This is a genomic window from Haloarcula sp. R1-2 (assembly GCF_011627385.1).
In the GTDB taxonomy this organism is placed as follows: domain Archaea; phylum Halobacteriota; class Halobacteria; order Halobacteriales; family Haloarculaceae; genus Haloarcula; species Haloarcula marismortui.
Genome location: NZ_JAANTG010000001.1, coordinates 1,426,974 through 1,441,922, shown reverse-complemented (window position 1 = coordinate 1,441,922; position 14,949 = coordinate 1,426,974). Strand labels below are relative to the sequence as shown.

Annotated in this window: 17 protein-coding genes; 7 read left to right on the top strand and 10 right to left on the bottom strand. The window is 63.8% G+C overall.

Going from position 1 to position 14,949, the window contains the following annotated elements; genetic code table 11:
• Window positions 1-70: 70 nt before the first annotated feature.
• Window positions 71-1,462, bottom strand: a complete 1,392-nt coding sequence (locus tag G9C82_RS07315) for a substrate-binding protein (protein ID WP_127013735.1) — start codon at window positions 1,460-1,462, stop codon at window positions 71-73.
• A 131-nt stretch (window positions 1,463-1,593) separates the two neighbouring features.
• Here G9C82_RS07315 and G9C82_RS07310 point away from each other — a divergent pair, with 131 nt between their 5' ends.
• The 4 genes from G9C82_RS07310 (at window position 1,594) to G9C82_RS07295 (ending at window position 4,807) form a co-directional block, all read left to right on the top strand.
• Window positions 1,594-2,436, top strand: a complete 843-nt coding sequence (locus G9C82_RS07310; RefSeq protein ID WP_127013734.1) for a hypothetical protein — start codon at window positions 1,594-1,596, stop codon at window positions 2,434-2,436.
• Window positions 2,437-2,491: 55 nt separating this feature from the next.
• Window positions 2,492-3,070: a magnesium transporter gene (locus tag G9C82_RS07305; RefSeq protein ID WP_007189235.1), complete on the top strand. Its 579-nt coding sequence runs from the start codon at window positions 2,492-2,494 to the stop codon at window positions 3,068-3,070.
• Entirely contained in the window at window positions 3,071-3,637 is a 567-nt protein-coding gene (locus G9C82_RS07300) for a magnesium transporter (RefSeq protein WP_004964594.1), read from the top strand.
• A 123-nt stretch (window positions 3,638-3,760) separates the two neighbouring features.
• On the top strand, window positions 3,761-4,807 hold the full coding sequence (locus G9C82_RS07295) for a nucleoside recognition protein (protein WP_127013733.1): 1,047 nt from the start codon (window positions 3,761-3,763) through the stop codon (window positions 4,805-4,807).
• Window positions 4,808-4,826: 19 nt separating this feature from the next.
• On the opposite strand, the gene G9C82_RS07290 is transcribed toward G9C82_RS07295, so the two are convergent.
• A complete protein-coding gene (locus tag G9C82_RS07290) occupies window positions 4,827-5,561 on the bottom strand; it encodes a GNAT family N-acetyltransferase (RefSeq protein WP_004964588.1) in 735 nt (244 codons plus the stop codon).
• Between the two features lie 123 nt (window positions 5,562-5,684).
• Window positions 5,685-6,578 (bottom strand): CBS domain-containing protein, encoded by an 894-nt coding sequence (locus G9C82_RS07285; protein ID WP_127013732.1) that lies wholly within the window; start codon window positions 6,576-6,578, stop codon window positions 5,685-5,687.
• A gap of 87 nt (window positions 6,579-6,665) precedes the next feature.
• Here G9C82_RS07285 and G9C82_RS07280 point away from each other — a divergent pair, with 87 nt between their 5' ends.
• The 3 genes from G9C82_RS07280 to G9C82_RS07270 all read left to right on the top strand — a co-directional run bounded on the left by G9C82_RS07280 (window position 6,666) and on the right by G9C82_RS07270 (window position 9,316).
• Entirely contained in the window at window positions 6,666-7,622 is a 957-nt protein-coding gene (locus G9C82_RS07280) for a lamin tail domain-containing protein (protein ID WP_127013731.1), read from the top strand.
• A gap of 51 nt (window positions 7,623-7,673) precedes the next feature.
• Window positions 7,674-8,729, top strand: a complete 1,056-nt coding sequence (locus G9C82_RS07275; RefSeq protein ID WP_127013730.1) for a molybdopterin-dependent oxidoreductase — start codon at window positions 7,674-7,676, stop codon at window positions 8,727-8,729.
• A 242-nt stretch (window positions 8,730-8,971) separates the two neighbouring features.
• Entirely contained in the window at window positions 8,972-9,316 is a 345-nt protein-coding gene (locus G9C82_RS07270) for a hypothetical protein (protein WP_004964575.1), read from the top strand.
• Between the two features lie 58 nt (window positions 9,317-9,374).
• Here G9C82_RS07270 and G9C82_RS07265 read toward each other — a convergent pair whose 3' ends face one another.
• From G9C82_RS07265 to G9C82_RS07235, 7 genes are all read right to left on the bottom strand, one after another.
• Window positions 9,375-9,998, bottom strand: coding sequence for an HAD family hydrolase (locus G9C82_RS07265; protein ID WP_127013729.1), 624 nt, complete (start codon window positions 9,996-9,998; stop codon window positions 9,375-9,377).
• On the bottom strand, window positions 9,995-10,417 hold the full coding sequence (locus tag G9C82_RS07260; RefSeq protein ID WP_007189229.1) for an RNA-binding domain-containing protein: 423 nt from the start codon (window positions 10,415-10,417) through the stop codon (window positions 9,995-9,997). Before G9C82_RS07260 ends, G9C82_RS07265 begins: the two co-directional genes overlap by 4 nt.
• Window positions 10,414-10,977, bottom strand: coding sequence for an AAA family ATPase (locus G9C82_RS07255; protein ID WP_127013728.1), 564 nt, complete (start codon window positions 10,975-10,977; stop codon window positions 10,414-10,416). Before G9C82_RS07255 ends, G9C82_RS07260 begins: the two co-directional genes overlap by 4 nt.
• Window positions 10,978-11,028: 51 nt before the next feature.
• A complete protein-coding gene (locus tag G9C82_RS07250) occupies window positions 11,029-11,871 on the bottom strand; it encodes a polyprenyl synthetase family protein (RefSeq protein ID WP_004964564.1) in 843 nt (280 codons plus the stop codon).
• 61 nt (window positions 11,872-11,932) lie between these two features.
• Complete coding sequence (locus G9C82_RS07245; protein ID WP_004964562.1) at window positions 11,933-12,883, bottom strand: electron transfer flavoprotein subunit alpha/FixB family protein; 951 nt, start codon at window positions 12,881-12,883, stop codon at window positions 11,933-11,935.
• The gene (locus G9C82_RS07240; protein WP_004964560.1) at window positions 12,883-13,674 is read right to left on the bottom strand and encodes an electron transfer flavoprotein subunit beta/FixA family protein; all 792 of its coding nucleotides are present in this window, start codon (window positions 13,672-13,674) and stop codon (window positions 12,883-12,885) included. The genes G9C82_RS07245 and G9C82_RS07240 overlap by 1 nt, the downstream gene beginning before the upstream one ends.
• Window positions 13,675-13,755: 81 nt before the next feature.
• Window positions 13,756-14,850, bottom strand: a complete 1,095-nt coding sequence (locus tag G9C82_RS07235) for a hypothetical protein (RefSeq protein ID WP_127013727.1) — start codon at window positions 14,848-14,850, stop codon at window positions 13,756-13,758.
• Between the last annotated feature and the right edge of the window lie 99 nt (window positions 14,851-14,949).

The window sequence follows — 14,949 nt, the reverse complement described above, 5'->3', positions numbered from 1 at the left end:
TGTGTATCAAGTAAGGCAACCTCATGCACTATAAATCATGAGGGGAACGGTCCCCTGTCCGGATTATGACCTATTCGTCGCCGTACTCGCCGAGTTCGCACTCCGCGGCCGGCCCGGAATCGCACGCGTATCCGACATCGTCTCGAGACGTGATCTCGACGATGTCGATGAAGTTCCCGTCTGACTGTTCGCTCTCCGGCAGCCCCTGAGCAACTGGAATGTCCCGCTGGGCCTGATGGTCGCAGGCACGCATCGTCTCCTGGCCCATGCCGATGTTGCTGTACTCGTAGTCCTCCAGCTGGCGGATGACCTCCGGCGGGTAGAACGTGCCTGCTCGCTCGGCGGCGGCCGCGTACTGGAGCGTCTGCGAGTAGGCGAGCTGGGCCGGCCCGGATGGGACGCGGTCGTATTCGTCTTGGAACGCCTGCGTGAACGCGTTCGACGCCTCGTTGTCGATCTGGGAGTCCCAGGCGATCGTCCCGTAAATGCCTTCGATGGACCCACCGGCGGCCTGTGCCATTGGGCGGTTGTACAGCGGGACGACGAGCTCCATGTCCTCGTCGATACCGGCATCGACGGCCTGCGAGACGGAGTTTGCGCCGTCCAGCCCGTAGTGGTTCAGGACGAGCACGTCTGCGCCGCTGTTTGCGGCCTCCGAGAGATACGAGGAGAAGTCGCTGGTTCCGAGCGGCGTCGGGACGCTATCGACTTCTTCCCAGCCGATTTCTGAGAGGAACTGGTTCATCGAGTCCTGCTGGGTCTGGCCCCAAGAGTAGTCGGCGTACAGTTGGTAGAAGGAGTTGTCTGAGCCGTACTCGCTTTCAAGCACCGGTGCGAGCGCCTGGCCGGTCATGTACGCGTTGAACATCTCCCGGAACCCGTACCGGGCGCAGTCTTTCCCAGTCGTGTCGTTCGAGTGGGTCAGACAGGCCATGAACATGACGTTCTCCGTCTGACAGAGGCCCTGCACGGCGATGGCCACTGCACTTGAAGAGCCGCCTGAGATCATCACCACGTCGTCTCGGTTAATCATTCGCGAAGCGGCCTGCCGGGCGGTGTCGGCGTCGGTTGCGGTGTCCCCGTTTACTGAGTCGACCGTGTACCCGAGGACGCCGTCGCCGCTGAGGGAATCGAAACTGTCCACCCAGCCACCCCCGTTATTGAGGTGTTTCTGGGCGAGTTCGTATGCCCGGAGTTCGTCCTGCCCCTCTGACGAGTAGGGACCGGACTGTGGAACGTTGAACCCGAACGTGACCGTGTCGCCCTCGACCGGGAAGTTCCCGAGCGACGGGTAGTCGTCGCCGCCGTCGCCACCACCATCGCCACCATCGCCGCCGTCGCCGCCACCATCGCCACCGTCGCCACCGGAACAACCGGCCAGTCCCGTCAGCCCTGCCACACCTGCGACGCCCGTACTCTTCAGCAACTGTCGTCGGTTGACCGAACTGCCATTAGTTGGCATGTTCCATACGGTGTCTGTATCTATCATAATAGTTTCGGTAGGTTAATCAACGATTTCACGTCTGTAGACCGACACATCCCGGATAAATGGCGATCCGTAGCGTTATTCCGATCTGAATGGTTTGTTATAGCATGGCGAGGACTATGGGATGGCGGCTACTCGTCCTCATCGTCGTCGTTACCGCCGGCTGTGGCGGGTTTGGGTTCAGCGATGGCGACGACCCGGTGACACCTGCTCCGGTGCCGACCAGTTCTGCGACCACCTACCCGACTGGCGTCGGCCCAACGGGCGTCACCAGCCCATCCCTCCTCGGCTCCGCACACGGGGACCGCCTCAACGGAAGCGGGTACACGGTGACGGTGAACCGGACCGCCAGATATGCAAACGGGTCATTGCGGTCCCACCTTCGAGTCCACGTCGCGCTGGACGCGAACCGGACACACCTCGCTAACATATCTGTCCGTGGCCACGCGGCCCCGGTGCTCCTTGGTCGACCGCCGGCGACTGCGTCGTTCTGGTCCGATGGCGATAGGTATCTCCGCCGACTCGCGCGAGACAACCAGACCATCTACAACGAGTACGACCCGCCGGACAGCTACGCCGGAACGTGGCGGTACTGGGTTCATACCGCCGCGCTGAACGGCCGTCCTGCCGCCGACGTGACCCGGACCGTTGCCCCGTTCCACACTCGGACCCGACAGTCCCAGCAGCCAGATGGGACTGTCTATGTCATCAGGGGCGACCGGCTACGGGAAAACACGACATCGACAGCGTGGACGAGCCGGGAGAACGCAACACTTGTCGCCCACGTCACTCGGTCAGGGCTCGTCCGCGACTACCGGACCGAGTACACGACGGTCACGGACGGCGGCGACCCGGTCACTGTCACCAGAACTGTTCGGTTTACAGGGGTTGGGAACACGACGGTCGGGCCGCCACCGTGGCGCGACAGGGCCCAGTCGACTCCCGGCTGAGGGGTCGCCAGCGCTATCAGGGGGCTTTTTTTCGCTCGCCGTCCTTCGCCCTGCAATGACTGTCCGCGAGGTGGCACTCGAGGCCTACCGGGAAGCGCTACCGGTGCTGGCGCTCAGTGCGGTCGGCGGCCTCTTCGCGGGCGTTGTCCTTGGCGGCATGGACGCGGAGTTACAGGACGTTGCGGGATTGCTCGTACTCGTGCCGGCGCTGCTTGCCACTCGGGGGAACGTCTACGGCTCGCTCGGCGCACGTCTGGGGTCGGCGCTTCATCAGGGGCTTATCAACCCGAGGTTCTCTTTTGACGACGACCGTATCAACGCCGCCGTCGCGGCGGCACTGGCAAACGGTGTCCTCATCAGCGGCGTCGCCGCGGTGATGGCTGTCGCCCTGCTCGCGCTGGTCGGGCGACCGTCGGCCCCCCTCACAACCCTCGTCGCCATTGCGCTCATTGCGGGCTTTGTCTCCGGGCTGTTGTTGACTATTGCCGTCGTCTCGGTCGTGTTCGTCGGCTACCGCCGTGGACTTAATCCGGACACACTGGCCGGCCCGGTCGTGACGACGACGGGCGACGTGGTCGGCATCGCCACGCTGTTGGGCGCGACCCGTCTCGTCCTCGCGCTGGGGGGTGGCTGAATGGCGGAGTTCGCCTCCCAGTGGTCGGTTTCGGGTATCGTCCGGACGATGTTTCCCATTCTGGTGGTGCTCACGGCAATCGAACTCGGTAGCGGTCTCGTCCTCGATACCTTCGAGGGAACACTGCTGCAGTATCCGTCGCTACTCGTGCTCGTTCCGGTGACAATCGGGATGGCGGGCAACCTCGGCAGCATCCTCGCGGCGCGGTTCTCGACGGCGTTTCACCTCGGCCTCCTGTCGTTTGCGGTGACTGACGACCGATTGGCCGGCAACGCGATCGCCACTGTTGCCCTCGCGGTGACGCTGTTCCCGCTCGTCGGCGCTGGCGCGTGGCTCCTCCAGGCCGTCATCGGCGGCACTGCACTCCCGCTCCGGACGGTCGTCCTCGTCGCACTCGTCAGCGGGAGTCTGCTGGCGGTGCTGGCTATCGTCGTCACGACGGTGACGACCTACGCCGCCTACCGGTTCGAACTGGACCCAGACGACGTGGTCATTCCCGTCGTCACGAACGTCTGTGATGTGCTGGGCGTGGTGGTGTTGTTCGGCACTGTCCGTGTGCTCGTGTAAGGCGTCAGCGTCGGCGCTTCGGTATCCGCTGTCCAACACAGCCACCGCTGCCCGGCAGCCACCGTCCTGAAACCGACCGACGCTATCGATGGGCATTTGCGGGCCAGGGTCGTACGTTTCAGCGTGCAGTCGCTCGTCGCCGCAGTGCTCGGCCATCCGGCAGTCGCTGTCCTCGGAGATGTCGCTGTCCGGGTCCTCCGTATCACGCTTTTCCTCTCCTTTGGCGTGTTCCTCGCCGAACTGGCGGTCGCGTTCGGGCTGGTCGAGAAGATCGCCGTCGTCTCGCGCTATCTCACGTCGCCGGCGAACCTCCCGGACGAGGTCGGGACCGCTATCCTGACGACGACGGCATCGACGACCGCCGGCTACGGCATGCTCGCCGACTTCCGGGAGTCCGGCGCGCTGTCCGACCGCGCGACGATAATCGCCGTCACCATCAACACGTTCTTTGGCTTCGCTCAGCACATTATCACGTTTTACGCGCCGATACTCATCCCGATTCTGGGCTTTCGCGTCGGGGTGCTGTACGTCGCGACGCGGGGACTCATCGCGCTGGCAATTACGCTGACTGGCATCGCCGCCGGCGCGGTCCTGCTGGATGCATCTAACGTCGGCCGGTCAGGCGCAAATACGGACCCGGCCCCCGACGGCGGGACCGCTGGCGACGCAGCCGACGTGTTCGATGACCGTCCAGAGACCCGCCGAGCGGCCGTCAGGGCCGCGTTCGACGCGACCACGGACAAAGTTCGGGACATCCTGCCACGGCTAGCGGCTATCTACGCCGTCGTCTCGCTACTGCTCGCCTACAGCGATGAACTGCTGACACTCATCGGTAGTAACGGGGCGTCTGTGACGACTGCCGCTGACGGGTTCGCCGGGCTCCTTGGCTTGCCCGGCGCGGCCATCCCTGTTATCGCCGCCTACGCGCTCGATACGACCTCGGGGGCGACGGTCATCGCACCGCTCATCCGGAACGGGACCTTCTCCGCCCGGACCGCCGTGGCGACGATGCTCGTCGGCGGCATCATCTCGTTTGCCGTCTCGACGTTCAAGCGCTCGATCCCGTTCCAGTACGGCATCTGGGGTCGGGAGTTCGGCTCGAAAGTTATCGTCGTCAACACGGGGCTGAAAATAGTCTGGATCGCGCTGGCGCTTGTCGTCTTACTGTAGTGCGGAGCCGGTGGCCCCGTCAGTCAAACGTGTAGGCCATCATCACTTCGTCGACCTGCTCGCCGTCGACGGTGTAGTGGTTCCGCCGGATTCCCTCGGTGTGCCAGCCGTGGTCTTCGAGGAACACCATCGCGTTCTCCGTGATCGCCGGCACGCTGTTGTACAGCTTCCGGTAGCCGTTGGCTTTCGCCCAGTCAAGCCCGCGTTGCATGAGCTGGCTTCCGATGCCTTGGCCACGCTGTTCCTCCCTGACACCGACGGTGAGCTGGGCCGTCTCGCGAAGCTTGTCCAGCTGCGGGATGTCGAGGTGACACCAGCCGATGACCGCCTCGTCAACTGTCGCGACGAAGAACACTCTCGATTCGACTGTGTTGTGCCGTGTGACGGCATCCTCGTACAGCAACTGTTCGGCGACGCTCTCGGCGACAACGTACGTCCCGTCGCTTGAGACGTTCCGAATGGTCTGGACGAGCCCTTCGAAATCGTCGTTGTGGGCCGGTCGAATCGTGTACGTCAGCCCGTTCGTGGTGTGTTCCTCGACTGAGCCGACATCGAGCGCCAGCGTCAGTGTCCCACCGTCGTCCTCGATGTACCCCTTCGACAGAAGGTGCGTCAGGGCCTTCTCGAACGCTTCGGGAGAGAGGTCTACCATCTCACGGACTCTATGCCGTGCCGCCGTCCCGTGTCGTTCGACGTACTGGTACACCTCCATCGCCGCGCTCGTTTCGAATGTCGGCCGTTCGACAGCGTCCATACCGGGTGTATCTACTAGCAGATTATTAACAATTGTTATTTGGTAACACGAAACAGGAAACGTGGTGGGAGTTCTCCCGGACTGGTCATAGTCGAATGTGATGTGTTGTGCCTGACTATCGGCTCAGGCCGTGTCCGGAATCGGGTCAGAGATGACAACGGCGTCGCCCTCGATAACGCAGTTCCCCTCTGAATCATCGACGGCTGTGGCCAGGCGGAATCGGTTGTCCTGAATGCGTTCGACGACCTCACAGCGGGCCGTGACCTCCTCGTCGATGTCGATGGGTCCCTGATAGCTCAGTTCTTGCGAGAGGTAAATCGTCAGTCCAGGGAGCCGTGCCAGAGCCGCGCTGATGATGCCGGACACGAGCGTTCCGTGGACAATCCGGCGGCCGAACCGCGTTCCGTCCGCGAACGTCGCGTCAAGGTGGAGTCTATTCGTGTCGCCACTCGCTTCGGCGAAGGCCTCCACGTCAGCCTTGGATATCGTCTTGCTGAACTCGACGTGGTCACCCACGTCGATACCGTCGGCAGTCCCGTAGCTCTCGAACGTCCAGTCCTCGTTCTCGTACAGCGTGTCCGGCCGGGTGAACCGCTTTTGCTGGGACTGGTCGTTGGACATTCTCACCGCCCGAGAGAGGTGCGGGATGTAGTCCGAGAGGTCGGTCGTCGTGACGATGCCGACGAGTGACCCGTCCTCGACGACGGGCAGCTTCTTGATATTGTTCGTCCGGAGTCGGTCGACGGCCGCTTGCATGTCCGCGTCGGGGGCGACCGTCACCAGTGTCTCGGCCATCACGTCGCCGACTGACAGCGCTCTGGTATCCCCTTCGGCTGCGGTGACGGCGACGATATCGCTCTCCGTAATGATACCGACGCCGCTGCCGTCGTCCTCGACAACGAGCGAGCCGATGTCCTCGTCGCGGAGGCGCTGGGCCGCCTCAATGACCGGAGCGCTGGGACTGATGGTTTTGACAGGTGTCCGCATGATTTCCCTGACTGGCAGCGGGACGAGCATTGTACCGAGACCCAGACATGGCAGACGTATAACAGTCCGCCCGGCGACACCGCCACGCTTGTGTCGCCGGCCGCTAACATCTGTGTGATGCGATGGGGCGTGTTCGGCGTTGTCGTTGTCCTCGTGGTCGCTACTGGCTGTAGCGGGTTCGCCGGCTCGCCGTCGCAGTCGGCAGGGACCGCCGTCGACAGTCAGCCGGCAGTCAACGTTCCGGAGTCTACCGTCACCGTGACGGTCACGGCTGTCGTCGACGGTGACACGATACAGGTCGCCTACGAGAACGGGACCGGTGACACGGTCCGGCTCGTCGGTGTCGATACGCCCGAAGTCCACACGGAAAACGACCCCGCGGAGTTCGAAGGTGTCCCCGAAACTGACGACGGGGCATCCTGCCTCTGCGGGGCCGGCACGAACGCGTCGTCGCTCGCTAAACAGCGGCTCCTTGGCGAGACGGTCGGGCTCGCGTTCGACCCGAACCTGAACCGGCGCGGCTACTACGACCGACTGCTGGCCTACGTTGTCAACGACGAGACGCTGTTCAACTACCGGCTTGTCGAGACCGGTCACGCGCGTGTGTACGACAGCGAATTCGAACGAGCCGAACTATTCTACGCCGCCGAGGATGCCGCCCGTTCTGACCGGCGCGGGCTCTGGCGCTGTACGGACCCGGGCGAAGTGATTCGAACGGCTATCGCCGATGGCGGGACTGAGAGCGCCAGCGGCGTCGAAATTGCGGAAATCCACGCCGATGCGGCAGGCAACGACAACGAGAACCTGAACGACGAGTACGTCACGCTCACGAACACCGGCGATGCGACCCTCGACCTCTCCGGGTGGACGGTCAGCGACGCTGTGGGCCACCAGTATATGTTCACAAACCTGACCCTCGACTCGAACGGCTTGGTAACTCTCTACACCGGCAGCGGCACCGACACTGAGACAGAGCGGTACTGGGGCCGGAACGGGGCGGTCTGGAACAACGACGGCGACACCGTCATTGTCAAGAACGCCAGCGGCGAGACGGTCTTTCGACAGTCGTACTGACGCTGTCACGCCGCCACGGCAGTATAAATCAATCCAGTGCTAACAGTACCCATGACCATCCGCCGGCTGACGCCAGCGCCACGGGCGGTCGACTGGGGGCTGTTTGCGGCGGTGGCGACGCTGCTTGCCACTGGTGTCGCCACCATCTTCGCAGGCATCCCCAGCAGCGCGTGGATAATCGACCTCCACGCACTCTCTGGCGTGGTCCTGACGCTTCTGTTGCCGGTGAAGCTTCGTCGTGTCTTCCACCGTGTCGCTCCGTCGCGGCTGACCGGTACTCGTGTCCTCTCGGTCGGTCTGGCCGCCGTCACACTGGGCGCGCTCGGCACCGGCGTCTGGTGGATATTCGGCGGCACGCTCGACCTCGGCCCGTGGGGCTTGTTTCACCTCCACGTCGCGCTCGGCCTGCTGGTCCCGCCACTGCTACTGGTGCATCTCCGCGCGCGGTTCTACTCGCCGGCACAGGCCACCTGTGGCGGCCGCCGGGACGTTCTCCGGTACGCTGGCTTGGTGACCGCGGGGGCACTCCTCTGGCGAGTTCAGGGGCCGGTCAACGACGCACTTGACACGGCCGGCGCTGACCGCCGGTACACCGGGTCACGGGAGGAAGGGACCGACGACGGCAACCGATTCCCTGTCACTAGCTGGGTCGCCGACGACCCGGACCCGGTCGACGCGGCCGATTGGTCGCTGTCGGTCGCCGGCCGGGTCGCCCACGAGGCAAGCTACGTCGCTGGCGACCTCTCGCCGGACGCGACCGAATCGGCGGTGCTTGACTGCACGAGCGGCTGGTACTCTGGCCATGAGTGGCAGGGCGTTCGCGTCGGCGACCTGCTCGACGCCGCCGACCCCGACGACGCGGCGGCGTGGGTCCAGTTCCGCTCTATTACTGGCTATCGCTGGAGCCTCCCGCTGTCGGAGGCCCGCGATGCCATGCTGGCTACCCACGTCGATGGTGAGCGCCTGGCCCACGGGCACGGCTACCCGCTCCGACTCGTCGCGCCCGGCCGTCGAGGGTTCCAGTGGGTAAAATGGGTCGAGTCAGTGCGAGTCAGCAAGCGCCGCGAACTCGGGGAGTGGCTTGCGATATTCGTGAGCGGACTTTGAGTTCGTCCGAGCCCCTCAGCGGCAGCACGGTCGCCGCTCCTTGTGGCCCTTCCCCTCGGAAGGCGGCGGTTACCTGTAGTACATAGCTGCTTCGGACGGGTTTCACTCCGCTGCACTGTCGGTCCTCGCTGACCCCCGGCCCAGCGCAACACTGCGCTGTCAGCGCTCGAAAGAGCAGCTTACCGCTGTAGCTGTCACTGAAGCTACCACTAACGAAGTACCGCTGCGCGATAGCAGGAGGCATGAATTGGCGGCACCCCGCTCGATTTGCCGGTCCGTCGAACACCGCCGTCGCCCTGTGGGCGGTCGCCGTCGCTTTTTTCGGCGTCGGCGACCTCGTCACGACGCTCATTGGCTACAGCATTACTGGCGTGACCGAACTTAGCCCCGTGGTCAAACTACTGCTGGAGGAGCACGCGGTGCTGGTGCTGACCGGCCTGAAAGCCACCGTGTTCGTGGGCTTTTTCGCCGTCTGGAAGTACGTCTCTCGGCCGTATTCCATCGGCGTCCCACTTGGACTGGCGCTACTGGGCGTTGCGGTGACAGCGTGGAACACCGGCATTATCCTCACGGCTGTACTGGCCTGAGCCCCAGCGGTCGGCCGCTCCCAGTACCCGTGGTGTTCTGTGCCGGCAGTCACGCACGCTATACCAGCGCGTCGATAGAATCCCAGAGGTCCGGCCCGCCGTCATCGCCCGACTCGTAGTGAATCGGCACGAAGCCCGCGTTGCGTGCGCCCTCGACATCGGTTTCGTACTCGTTGCCGACCATCACGTACTCGTCGGCCGGCAGCTCCTCTCGGACCCGGTCGAACGGTGCGCTGTCGGGCTTGTGTGCGCCGACCTCGTAGGAGGCGACAAAGAGGTCGAACAGGTCGGTCAGCCCGTGATGGTCGAGCTTGGCGACCTGCCGCTCCCGGATACCGTTGGTGACAATCGCGAGCTGATTGTCAGCGGCAAGTGCGGTCAGGCTGTCCCGGGCTGCGTCGGGGACGGTCGTCGATGCGAACTCGGTCTCCCTGAGTGTCTCGACCAGCGCGTCGAGGTCTGTGTCGGCCCCGGCCGCCTCCACGACGGCGGCCATCGACTGGCGGTACGGGTCCGGCTCCAGCTCCTCAAAGGCCGTGTAAAACACGTCCTTGCTAACGGCCCGTAGCTCGTCCGTGTACTCGATACCGTGGGCCTCGATTGCTCTTCGGACGATGTTCTTGTACGGCTCCGGATAGTGGACGACCGTGTCATCGAGGTCAAAACAGATGGTCGTCGTCATGTGTCCTCGTCGTAGACCGGCTGGCCGTCCTCAGTTGGCGGCGCGACGTAGTCGATGTACTCCTCGGCCGTCGGTTCGGTGACGGTCACGTTCACGTGGATGTCGCCCAGTTCCGAGGGGTCACCGACCGCGAAGTTGATTCGCCCCTCGAACGCTGCTTGCTTTTTGACATCGAACGCGAAGGTGTCACCCTCTAGGTTGTCGAAGAAGACTGACCGGGCCGTATCTAGGATCTCCCGCCGGTGGAGCAGCTCGGAGAATCCGTCCATCGTGTGCACCTCCGCAACGAGTGCGCCCTGCTGGTGGGTCGGGTCGGCCTCCGGGAAGAGATTTCGAACTGCATCCGCGACCCGGTCGGTTACTTCGGTGTCGTTGACGGGGGCTTCGATTCGGATGTCGACGGAGTAGACGGCGCTCATTGGTTGAGTGCCTCCGGGCCGTCCCGAATCAGTGTGCGAACGGTCCGCTGGAACGCGGCCAGCGTCTCCGTGTTCTCGATAGTCACGTCGGCCAGCTCCATGGCCTCGCCCATCCCGAACCCGAGTTCCCGATCGTCGCGGTCCTCGAGCGACTCGCCACCGTCTTCCGCTGCGGTGTCCCGTCCGCGAAGGTCGAGCCGCTTGGCCCGCAGTTCAAACGGAGCGTCTATCTCGGCGAGCAGGAATGTGTCGCCGAACGCCGTTTCGAACGCCTCGACTTCCACGTCCGACCGGATGCCGTCGACGAGAACGGTATCGTTCGATTCGAGTTCCGCCTCGATCATCGGTAGCGAGCGCTCGGCGATGGCGGCGGGGCCGTTTTCTTCCCGAAGCGCCTTCGCGACTGTTCCGTGGTCCGTTGCGGGGTCGAGCCCGCGGTCACGGCACTCTTCGCGGATGACGTCGCCCATCGTCACGACCGGCACGTCCATCTCGGCGGCGACGTTCGCTGCCTCGCTTTTCCCGCTGCCCGGCAGCCCGACGATACCGATAACTGTCATTGCCGGGCGTAATCGAGCAGCGGGCAAAAGCCCTCCCGTTCGGATCGGTCTTCACCGTTCGCGGACAACGACGAACTCCGCGAGGTCGCGCAGGTACTCCATCGACTGGGACTCCGGGGCGTCGATGGTCGACAGCGACTCGAGGGCGGCGTCGGACTCGGCCCGCGCTCGCTCGTTTGCCTCCTCGGTCGTCAGCTCCGTCACTTCCACCAGCGACGGTCGCTCCATCTCCGCGTCGGTCCCAGCCGGCTTGCCCAGGGTTTCGGCGTCGGCCGTCGCATCGAGTACGTCGTCGCGCATCTGGAAGGCTACGCCAACCCGTTCAGCGTACTGACCGACCGCCTCAACCGTGTACGGGTCCGAGTCAGCGGCAATCGCCCCCAACTCTGCCGCAGCGCGGAACAGCGCCCCGGTTTTCCGGCGAGCCAGTTCCATGTACTCCTTCTCGTTGGAGGGCTCTGCGACCAGTTCCATCGCCTCGCCCTCGCCCAGTTCGACCATCGACTCGGAGACGGTCTGCATGGCGCGCTCGTCCGTCGAAAAGAGATTGAACGCTTCGCCGAGTAGGCCATCGGAGGCGATGATGGCCGGGCCGTGGCCGAAGGCCTCCCAAGCGGCCGGGGACCCCCGGCGGAGTTCTGACTCGTCGATGATGTCGTCGATGACCAGCGAGGCGTTGTGGACGAGTTCGATGCCGACTGCGAAATCGACGGCATCGGCCGGCTCCCCACCCAGCGCCTCACACACCAGCACTGTCACCGTCGGCCGCACTCGCTTCCCCCCAGAAAGCGCCACGTGGCGCACTTCGTCTGCGAGTTCCTCCGGCTCCACGCTGTCGAGAACCGCCTCTAAGCGCTCCTCGACCCGGTCGCGCCGGCGCTCGAGATACTCCATTACCGCTCCCTTAGGACTACCATAAAAAGTACCTTGTCACCCGCGATTCAGTGTGTAGCGGCTACTGGAACTGCTCGATGAGTGCCGGGACGACCTCGAATAGGTCGTCCTGGATGCCGTAGTCGGCGATATCGAAGATCGGCGCGTTCGGGTCGGTGTTGATGGCGACAATCGTATCCGAGCCCTTCATCCCGGCGACGTGCTGGACGGCCCCGGAGATGCCGATGGCGATGTACACGTCCGGGGTGACGACCTTCCCGCTCTGGCCGACCTGGCGGTCCTTCGCCAGCCAGCCGTTATCGATGAGCGGCCGCGAACCCGACACCGTCGCGTCCAGCGCCTCAGCGAGGTCGTGGATGATATCCAGATTCTCCTCTTCCTCGATCCCGCGGCCGACAGACACCAGCACGTCGGCGTCGGTGATGTCGATATCGCCACCGCCGACCTCCTCAAAGCCCTTTACCGTGGACCTGACGGCGCTCTCGTCGATGGTCGCGTCGAACGCCTCGATTGCGGCGTCGCCGTCCGTTTCAATTGTCGGCCATTCGGCCGGGCGGATGGTCACGGCCGCCTGATCGGCGTGGACATCGATCGTCGTCTCGGCTTTCGAGCCGTACAGCTCTCTGGTAGCGGTGAGGCCGTCCTCGGCGTCGATGTCGACCACGTCGGTTACGAGCGGTCGGTCCAGCCGGTTGGCGACTGCCGGCGCGTAATCGAGGCCGTTGACGCTGTTGGGCATCAGGAGGACGGTCGGGTCCAGCTCCGTGGTCAACTGGGTGACAACCTGCGTGTACACGTCGTGGTTGAACTCCTCGCCGATGTCGACAGTGTGGACGGTGTCGACGCCCTCACGGTTCAACTCCGCCCCGAACGCTTCGACATCGCCGCCGATGACGGCGGTGTGTAGCTCGCCACCGAGTTTGTCGGCGAGATCGCGACCGGCTGCTAACTGTTCCAAGCTCACTGGTCGGAGCTCCCCGCGCCGGTGTTCGGCGATAGCGAGGACTGACATTAGCTGGTCACCCCCTTCTCCGCGAGCAGTTCAGCCAACTCGGTCGCCGTCTCTTCGGGACTCCCCTCGAACACTGTCGCCTCGCCCTCAGTTTCAGGCTCGTACAGCGAGGTCTGTTCGAGCGGGCTTTCGATTTCGGACGCGTCGAGGCCAATATCTGCTAGGCCGTGCTCCGCGAGCTCCTTGCTCTGGGCCTGCCGGATGCCCCGAAGACTCGCGTAGCGTGGGTCGTTGATCCCGGTCTGTATCGTCAGTACGGCCGGAATCTCGATGTCGGTGAGTTCCTCGACGCCGCCTTCCAGTTCCCGGTGGACGCTGGCAACACCCGCCTCCAGATCGAGGTCAAGATCGTTGACGACAGCGCCCCACTCCATGTCGAGCTTATCGGCCAGCGTGACACCGGTCGCCCCGAACCCGTCGTCGGCTGACTGGACGCCGGTCAGCACCAGATCGGGGTCTTCCTCGGCAGCGACGGCGGCCAGCACTTCGGCCTTCGTCTCGGGGTCCAGCAGGCCGGCGTCGGCGAGTGCGTCGTCCCAGACACGGATCGCACGGTCGGCCCCTTTTGCCAGTGCCTGCCGGATTGTCTCATCCGTCTCGGACGGGCCGACGGTGACAGTGACGACCTCGACATCGTCGTGGGCCTCCTTTATCTGGACGGCCGCTTCGACAGCGTACTCGTCCCACTCGTTGAGGTCGGCTGTGACGTACCGGTCGTCGATAGCGAGTCCGTCGATCTCGAACTCGTCGTCGACGGCTGCCACCTCCTTTACCGTGACAAGGATTTTCATACTCGAACTCCGACCGGACAGCGAATAAACGTTTTCGAACCAGAAACCACGCCCGGCTTGTTTACACTCACCTGCTCCGGGTTACTCGTCGAAGTCGGTGATGTCCTCATCCGGGAACGAAATGAGGTTCTCCCGGCCGATACGGAGCTTGTCGATGCGACCCTCTTCGTCCATCGATGAGAGTAACTGCGACACCTTCGCGTTCGACCAGCCGGTCTCAGAGACGATACGGGCCTGTTTCATCCGTCCGCCGTTCTCTTCGAGGAGCCGCTCGACGCGTTCCTCGTCGCTCAGGAGTTCGACATCGACATCGTCCGAGGTTCCGGTATCGCTCGCTCGCGCTGCCGTCCCGGTGCTGTCGTCTCCGTCGCCGTTCTCGGCTCCAACCGATGGTAGTGCGTCAGTGTACCCCGTTTTGAACATGTAACCGACGGCCCCGACGAGCAGCACCATCAGTATGACCCCGCCGATCCAGGCCGAACCTATGCCGCTGAAGATCGACTCCGGGGCCTCCGTTGGCGTTCGAGTATCCGGTTGTTCCCCAGTGTACACAACGGACAGGTACCCTGGCTCGAAGGTCCGTTGCCCCTCGAAAACTAGCTTTCCGTCGTCGACGGCGCTCGGGGCGCTTTCCACCCCGTATCCGGACGGTGGCGAGATGACGAATCGCTGGTCAGCGGTCAGTGTCCCAAACCACGTGCCGTCCGTGGAATTGAACGCGTCCCCGACGACGATGTTCTCGTCGGTGACGACCGCGAAGTTCGTCCACGTGAATTCGAGAATCAGCTGTCCCTTTCGGTCTGACACCTCGTACCGACGTTCGACATCGGTGATCTCCATCTCGCGACCGGTAACCGTACTGGCCTCGTCTTTAGCCTCCCGGAACGCCGGCAGCCACGCTCCTTCGCCGTTCTCCTCCGCGAACTGCTCACCGGTGTCTCTAAACCACTCAGTCTCAGTCTCGTCAAGCGCATAGGTGTCCGTTATCGTCCACTTGGCGTCGCCGTTTGACTGTATCTGGAGGGCGAACGTCGTGTTCTCCGCGACCGGTGCCGGTGTCCCGGCCGTCTGTTGGGCGGGAATATCATCCGTCGCCGCCGCTGTCGCAAGCGGCGGGGTCGCCAACAGGGCAAACAGGACAAGGAGGAGGAGGGCACCTGAAACCCGCGGGGTCATTCTCGTTCATCGATGAACGTTCTGGGGGCAAAACCCTTTCCATCCAAGAATAAAACGTCAGCGGACGCTTTGAAAGGTCTCGTGCCTTCTCAGGCAATT

Coding starts and splice junctions, on each gene's coding strand:
- G9C82_RS07305 (WP_007189235.1), top strand. CDS start 2,492: ATGACTGTCCGCGAGGTGGCACTCGAGGCCTACCGGGAAGCGCTACCG.
- G9C82_RS07315 (WP_127013735.1), bottom strand. CDS start 1,462: ATGCCAACTAATGGCAGTTCGGTCAACCGACGACAGTTGCTGAAGAGT.
- G9C82_RS07245 (WP_004964562.1), bottom strand. CDS start 12,883: ATGTCAGTCCTCGCTATCGCCGAACACCGGCGCGGGGAGCTCCGACCA.
- G9C82_RS07280 (WP_127013731.1), top strand. CDS start 6,666: ATGCGATGGGGCGTGTTCGGCGTTGTCGTTGTCCTCGTGGTCGCTACT.
- G9C82_RS07270 (WP_004964575.1), top strand. CDS start 8,972: ATGAATTGGCGGCACCCCGCTCGATTTGCCGGTCCGTCGAACACCGCC.
- G9C82_RS07235 (WP_127013727.1), bottom strand. CDS start 14,850: ATGACCCCGCGGGTTTCAGGTGCCCTCCTCCTCCTTGTCCTGTTTGCC.
- G9C82_RS07260 (WP_007189229.1), bottom strand. CDS start 10,417: ATGAGCGCCGTCTACTCCGTCGACATCCGAATCGAAGCCCCCGTCAAC.
- G9C82_RS07310 (WP_127013734.1), top strand. CDS start 1,594: ATGGCGAGGACTATGGGATGGCGGCTACTCGTCCTCATCGTCGTCGTT.
- G9C82_RS07290 (WP_004964588.1), bottom strand. CDS start 5,561: ATGGACGCTGTCGAACGGCCGACATTCGAAACGAGCGCGGCGATGGAG.
- G9C82_RS07285 (WP_127013732.1), bottom strand. CDS start 6,578: ATGCTCGTCCCGCTGCCAGTCAGGGAAATCATGCGGACACCTGTCAAA.
- G9C82_RS07265 (WP_127013729.1), bottom strand. CDS start 9,998: ATGACGACGACCATCTGTTTTGACCTCGATGACACGGTCGTCCACTAT.
- G9C82_RS07275 (WP_127013730.1), top strand. CDS start 7,674: ATGACCATCCGCCGGCTGACGCCAGCGCCACGGGCGGTCGACTGGGGG.
- G9C82_RS07255 (WP_127013728.1), bottom strand. CDS start 10,977: ATGACAGTTATCGGTATCGTCGGGCTGCCGGGCAGCGGGAAAAGCGAG.
- G9C82_RS07250 (WP_004964564.1), bottom strand. CDS start 11,871: ATGGAGTATCTCGAGCGCCGGCGCGACCGGGTCGAGGAGCGCTTAGAG.
- G9C82_RS07240 (WP_004964560.1), bottom strand. CDS start 13,674: ATGAAAATCCTTGTCACGGTAAAGGAGGTGGCAGCCGTCGACGACGAG.
- G9C82_RS07300 (WP_004964594.1), top strand. CDS start 3,071: ATGGCGGAGTTCGCCTCCCAGTGGTCGGTTTCGGGTATCGTCCGGACG.